At 58.3% G+C, this 6109-nt stretch carries 6 protein-coding genes; 5 read left to right on the forward strand and 1 reads right to left on the reverse strand.

Annotation, left to right across the window (positions count from 1 at the left end; translation table 11 throughout):
- From cgtA to ACRESJ_RS02460, 3 genes are all read left to right on the forward strand, one after another.
- Window positions 1-1130, forward strand: a 1130-nt coding sequence (gene cgtA, locus ACRESJ_RS02450) for an Obg family GTPase CgtA (protein WP_431756475.1), incomplete at its 5' end; no start/stop codon positions are given.
- 137 nt (window positions 1131-1267) lie between these two features.
- Entirely contained in the window at window positions 1268-2386 is a 1119-nt protein-coding gene (gene proB, locus ACRESJ_RS02455) for a glutamate 5-kinase (RefSeq protein ID WP_431756476.1), read from the forward strand.
- Between the two features lie 12 nt (window positions 2387-2398).
- The gene (locus tag ACRESJ_RS02460; protein ID WP_431756477.1) at window positions 2399-2863 is read left to right on the forward strand and encodes a CreA family protein; all 465 of its coding nucleotides are present in this window, start codon (window positions 2399-2401) and stop codon (window positions 2861-2863) included.
- A gap of 179 nt (window positions 2864-3042) precedes the next feature.
- Here the strand turns inward: ACRESJ_RS02460 and rpsT are convergent, their stop codons facing one another.
- Window positions 3043-3321 carry a 30S ribosomal protein S20 gene (gene rpsT, locus ACRESJ_RS02465; protein WP_007970922.1) on the reverse strand — a complete coding sequence of 93 codons (279 nt, stop codon included), beginning with the start codon at window positions 3319-3321 and terminating at the stop codon, window positions 3043-3045.
- A 252-nt stretch (window positions 3322-3573) separates the two neighbouring features.
- Between rpsT and murJ the strand changes: the two genes are divergently transcribed.
- Together murJ and ribF are read left to right on the forward strand one after the other, a co-directional pair.
- Window positions 3574-5112 carry a murein biosynthesis integral membrane protein MurJ gene (murJ, locus tag ACRESJ_RS02470; protein WP_431756478.1) on the forward strand — a complete coding sequence of 513 codons (1539 nt, stop codon included), beginning with the start codon at window positions 3574-3576 and terminating at the stop codon, window positions 5110-5112.
- Between the two features lie 129 nt (window positions 5113-5241).
- On the forward strand, window positions 5242-6109 hold an 868-nt coding region (gene ribF, locus ACRESJ_RS02475; RefSeq protein ID WP_431756479.1), incomplete at its 3' end, for a bifunctional riboflavin kinase/FAD synthetase.

Here is a 6109-nt window from a genome sequence, read left to right on the forward strand (position 1 = left end):
GTGGTCCGAACGGCGGTGATGGCGGTGACGGCGGTTCCATCTACATGATGGCCGACGAAAACCTCAACACCCTGGTGGACTACCGTTACACCCGGCACTTCGATGCCGAGCGTGGCTCCAACGGCGGTAGCACCGACTGCACTGGCAAGAAGGGTGAGGACCTGATCCTGCGTGTGCCGGTCGGCACCACGGTGATCGACTCCGCGACTCAGGAAGTCATCGGCGACCTGACCAAGGCCGGTCAGAAGTTGATGGTGGTACAGGGCGGCTGGCACGGCCTGGGCAACACCCGTTTCAAATCCAGTACCAACCGTGCGCCACGCCAGACCACGCCGGGCAAGCCGGGCGAGCAGCGTGACCTCAAGCTGGAAATGAAGGTGCTGGCGGACGTCGGTCTGTTGGGTTTGCCGAACGCTGGCAAAAGTACCTTTATCCGTTCGGTGTCGGCCGCCAAGCCGAAAGTCGCCGACTATCCGTTCACTACGCTGGTACCAAACCTGGGTGTGGTCAGTGTCGATCGCTGGAAAAGCTTCGTGGTCGCGGACATTCCGGGTCTGATCGAGGGTGCTTCCGACGGTGCTGGCCTGGGGATACGTTTCCTCAAGCACTTGTCGCGTACCCGTTTGCTGCTGCACCTCGTCGACATGGCGCCGCTGGATGAAACCAGTGCTCCGGACGCCGCGGAAGTCATCGTCAGCGAGCTGACCAAGTTCAGTCCGTCCCTGGCGGAGCGTGATCGTTGGTTGGTCCTGAACAAGTGTGACCAGATTCTTGATGAAGAGCACGATGCTCGCGTCAAGGAGATCGTTGATCGCCTGGAGTGGACTGGTCCGGTCTACGTGATCTCGGCCATCGCCAAGCAGAACACCGAGCGCCTGTGCCACGACATCATGCGTTACCTGGAAGATCGTGCTGATCGCCTGGCCAACGATCCAGCCTACAAGGAAGAGCTGGCTGAGCTCGACCAGCGCATCGAAGATGAAGCCCGTGCTCAGTTGCAGGCGCTGGACGATCAGCGTGCTCTGCGTCGTAGCGGCGTGAAGTCGGTTCACGACATCGGTGACGATGATTGGGACGAAGAAGATGTGGATGACGAAGACGGTCCGGAAATCATTTACGTGCGTGACTGATTCGTTGCGATAAACTAAAACGCCGCTCAATAGAGCGGCGTTTTGGTATCTGCAAATCGATTGTTGGTCACTAATAACCACGAATAACGTCACGGGCAGTGCCAGGTCGTGCTGCCCTCAAGCTAAGGTTGAAGATAATGCGGAGCAAGGTGACAGGTGCGCAGCGTTGGGTCGTGAAGATCGGCAGCGCTTTGCTGACGGCGGACGGCAAAGGCCTGGATCGCGCAGCAATGGGTGTCTGGGTAGAGCAGATGGTGGCCCTGCATGAGGCGGGCGTCGAGCTGGTGCTGGTGTCCTCCGGGGCGGTGGCAGCCGGCATGAGTCGTCTGGGCTGGACCTCGCGACCCAGTGCGATGCATGAGCTTCAGGCCGCTGCTGCAATCGGTCAGATGGGGCTTGTGCAGGCCTGGGAGTCGAGTTTTGCCGAGCACGGTCGGCACACTGCGCAAATTCTCCTGACTCACGACGACTTGTCCGACCGCAAGCGCTACCTGAATGCCCGCAGTACCTTGCGTGCGCTGGTCGAGCTCAAGGTTATTCCGGTGATCAACGAAAACGACACTGTGGTGACTGACGAAATTCGATTTGGCGACAACGACACGCTGGCGGCGTTGGTGGCCAACCTGGTCGAGGCTGATTTGCTGGTGATCCTCACGGATCGCGACGGTATGTTCGATGCCGATCCGCGCAACAATCCGGATGCTCAGCTGATTTACGAAGCGCGCGCCGATGACCCTGCACTCGATGCGGTGGCCGGTGGTACTGGTGGTGCGCTGGGGCGTGGCGGGATGCAGACCAAACTGCGCGCAGCGCGTCTGGCGGCGCGTTCTGGTGCGCACACCATCATCGTGGGTGGGCGCATCGAGCGGGTGCTGGATCGCCTCAAGGCGGGCGAGCGCATCGGCACCTTGCTCTCGCCTGAGCGCGGCATGCTGGCGGCGCGTAAGCAGTGGCTGGCTGGTCACCTGCAAACCCGTGGCACGCTGGTGCTGGATGCGGGGGCGGTTACAGCATTATCCCAGGGCAACAAGAGTTTGCTGCCGGTTGGGGTCAAGCTGGTGCAGGGCAGTTTCCGTCGCGGCGAAATGGTGGTGTGCGTGGCGCCGGACGGTCGTGAAATCGCTCGTGGTCTGGCGAACTACAGTGCGCTGGAAGCGCAAAAGATCATAGGGCAGTCATCTGACGCGATCGTCGGTCTGTTGGGTTATATGGCGGAGCCGGAGCTGGTTCATCGCGATAATCTGATTCTGGTTTGAGGGAGTACCTGAATGCGCGTGGCAAAAGGATTTTTGGGGTTGCTCCTGGCTATGCCGCTGTTGGCTTCAGCTGAGGAAATTGGCCAGGTTTCGACGGTGTTCAAGTTTGTTGGTTCGAACGACCGGATCGTCGTCGAAGCGTTCGATGATCCCAAGGTCGACGGGGTGACTTGCTACCTGTCGCGCGCCAAGACGGGTGGTGTGAAGGGTGGTCTTGGCTTGGCGGAGGATCGTGCTGAAGCCTCCATTGCGTGTCGTCAGGTCGGGCCGATCAATTTCAAGGGTGATTTGAAGGATGGCGAGGAGGTGTTCAAGGAGCGCACCTCGCTGGTCTTCAAAACCATGCAGGTGGTACGTTTCCTCGACAAGAAGCGCAATACGCTGGTGTACCTGGTGTACAGCGATCGCTTGATCGAGGGCAGTCCGCAGAATGCGGTGACGGCGATTCCGATTTTGCCGTGGGCGAACGCTCAATAGGCACGCGTAGATCCAATTGTGGGAGCGGGCTTGCTCGCGAAAGCGGTGTGTCATTCAGCATTAATGTTGACTGATACACCGTTTTCGCGAGCAAGCCCGCTCCCACATGTTTGTGTATTTATGAAATTACAGGCAATAAAAAACCGACCCTGAGGTCGGTTTTTTAATGAGCGTGTCGCTTAGGCAGCAGCGGCAACGTTCAGGGCCTTAACGTGGCCATTCAGGCGGCTCTTATGGCGAGCAGCTTTGTTCTTGTGGATGATGCCTTTATCGGCCATACGGTCGATAACTGGCACGGCCAGAACATAAGCAGCTTGAGCTTTGGCAGCGTCTTTTGCGTCGATGGCTTTAACTACATTCTTGATGTAGGTACGAACCATGGAACGCAGGCTGGCGTTGTGGCTGCGACGCTTCTCAGCCTGTTTTGCACGTTTTTTGGCGGAAGGTGAGTTGGCCACCGTCGAGCTCCTCGAAAGACTTTTTAGGAAATAGCAAACAAAATAGGCCGCGAATCATGCCGATGACTTGATGTGTTGTCAAGGGCAGTTGAGACGTTCCGCTAAGTGGTAGGTATAAAGAGGCGGGAGATTTCTTTCCGGCGTTTGACCTGTAAACTCGCGAGCTTTGGCTCTGTGCTGTTGCGGCGCGGAGTATCGCACAAGTGGGCGCATTGTTCGCCTGCTGTTTATCGACAGGCACAAACTCTTTCAATGAATCTGCTCAAATCGTTGGCCGCCGTCAGCTCTATTACGATGCTTTCCCGGGTTCTCGGGTTCGTTCGTGACACCCTCATTGCGCGTACATTTGGTGCGGGAATGGCGACCGACGCCTTCTTTATCGCCTTCAAATTGCCCAATCTGCTGCGACGGATCTTCGCTGAAGGTGCGTTTTCCCAAGCATTCGTGCCGATTCTTGCCGAGTACAAAAGCCAGCAGGGCGAAGAGGCGACGCGCACATTCATTGCCTACGTCTCGGGATTGCTGACGCTGGTGCTGGCGCTGGTCACCGCGTTGGGCATGATCGCAGCGCCCTGGGTCATATGGGTGACAGCGCCGGGTTTCACCGATACACCGGAAAAATTCGAGCTCACTTCCAGTCTGCTCCGGGTGACCTTTCCCTACATATTGCTGATTTCGCTGTCTTCACTGGCCGGCGCGATCCTCAATACCTGGAACCGTTTCTCGGTGCCGGCCTTCGTGCCGACTTTGTTGAATGTCAGCATGATCATTTTTGCGCTGTTCCTGACGCCGTACTTCGATCCGCCGGTGATGGCGCTGGGCTGGGCAGTTTTGGTGGGTGGTCTGGCTCAGCTGCTCTATCAACTGCCACACCTGAAAAAGATCGGCATGCTGGTGCTGCCTCGCCTCAACCTGCGTGACAGCGGCGTCTGGCGAGTAATGAAGCAGATGCTGCCAGCGATCCTTGGGGTGTCGGTGAGCCAGATCTCGCTGATCATCAACACCATTTTCGCCTCGTTCCTGGTTGCGGGGTCCGTTTCCTGGATGTACTACGCCGACCGCCTCATGGAGCTGCCGTCGGGTGTGCTGGGCGTTGCGTTGGGTACCATTTTGTTGCCGACTCTGGCCAAGACTTACGCCAGCAAGGATCGCCAGGAATACTCGCGCATTCTCGATTGGGGGCTGCGCCTGTGCTTTGTGCTGGTATTGCCGTGCGCCCTGGCACTGGGGATTCTGGCCGAGCCGCTGACGGTTTCGCTGTTTCAATATGGCCAATTCGATGCCCATGATGCGGCCATGACTCAGCGCGCGCTGATCGCCTACTCGGTCGGTTTGCTCGGAATTATTGTGATTAAAGTGTTGGCGCCGGGCTTTTACGCGCAACAAAATATCCGGACTCCAGTAAAAATCGCCATTTTTACCCTGGTCGTCACTCAGTTGTTCAACTTGGTGCTGATCGGCCCGCTGGCTCACGCAGGCCTGGCGCTGGCCATCAGCGCGGGCGCCTGCCTCAATGCGGGCTTGCTGTTCTATCAGCTGCGTAAACAACAGATGTACCAGCCACAACCCGGTTGGGCGAAGTTCGGCTTCAAGCTGGTGATCGCGGTAGCGGTAATGTCCGGTGTGTTGTTGGCCAGCATGCATTTCATGCCGGCCTGGGGCGAGGGGCAGATGCTTGAACGCTTCCTGCGCCTGGGTGCGCTGGTAGTCGCAGGTGTAGTGGCGTATTTCGGCATGTTAATGTTGCTGGGCTTTCGTCTGCGCGACTTCAATCGCAAGGCGCTGGGCTGAGGATCAATCCTCGATACACATGGGCGGGCCGGCATTTTTGTCGGCTCGATTACTTTGGGTGACGGTGTTGCCTGTCGTCAGCCGTCGGGTGTGGTTATAATCGACCACTTTATGAGCAAGAAGCGCGTTATGCAGCTGGTTCGAGGCCTCCACAACTTGCGCCCCCAGCATCGGGGCTGCGTCGCCACTATTGGCAACTTTGACGGTGTTCACCGTGGTCACCAGGCTATCCTGGCCCGGCTGCGTGAGCGTGCGCTTGAGTTGGGCGTACCCAGCTGCGTGGTGATTTTCGAGCCGCAGCCGCGAGAGTTTTTCGCTCCAGATACCGCGCCCGCCCGTTTGGCCCGTCTGCGGGACAAACTGCAGCTACTGGCCGCCGAAGGGGTCGACCGGGTCCTGTGCCTGGCGTTCAATCAACGCCTGAGCAAACTCAGCGCCAGTGAGTTCGTCGATACCATCCTCATGGACGGTCTCGGCGTGAAGCACCTTGAAGTCGGTGACGACTTCCGTTTCGGCTGCGACCGGGCAGGGGATTTCGATTTCCTGCAACAAACGGGCGTCACTCAAGGTTTTACCGTTGAAGCGGCGCAGACCGTCGAACTCGATGGTATTCGCGTCAGCAGCACCCAGGTGCGTAATGCCTTGGCGGCCGCCGATTTTGCCCTGGCAGAGCGGTTGCTCGGTCGCCCGTACCGGATTGCCGGTCGTGTGCTGCACGGGCAGAAACTGGCGCGTCAGCTGGGTACGCCCACCGCCAACATTCAACTTAAACGTCGTCGCGTGCCGTTCACCGGGGTTTACCTGGTCAACGTAGAGATCGACGGCAAGACCTGGCCCGGCGTCGCCAATATCGGCGTACGGCCCACGGTCCAAGGTGATGGCAAAGCCCACCTGGAAGTGCATCTTTTAGATTTTGCCGGCGATCTGTATGACCGGCGTTTAACGGTGGTTTTCCACCACAAGCTGCGTGAAGAGCAGCGTTTCGCCTCTCTGGAGG

It is taken from the genome of Pseudomonas sp. (assembly GCF_050739655.1).
GTDB lineage: Bacteria > Pseudomonadota > Gammaproteobacteria > Pseudomonadales > Pseudomonadaceae > Aquipseudomonas.

Excerpts from the sequence above, each read along its gene's own strand:
- ACRESJ_RS02460 (WP_431756477.1), top strand. The coding sequence starts at position 2,399 with ATGCGCGTGGCAAAAGGATTTTTGGGGTTGCTCCTGGCTATGCCGCTG.
- murJ (WP_431756478.1), top strand. The coding sequence starts at position 3,574 with ATGAATCTGCTCAAATCGTTGGCCGCCGTCAGCTCTATTACGATGCTT.
- proB (WP_431756476.1), top strand. The coding sequence starts at position 1,268 with ATGCGGAGCAAGGTGACAGGTGCGCAGCGTTGGGTCGTGAAGATCGGC.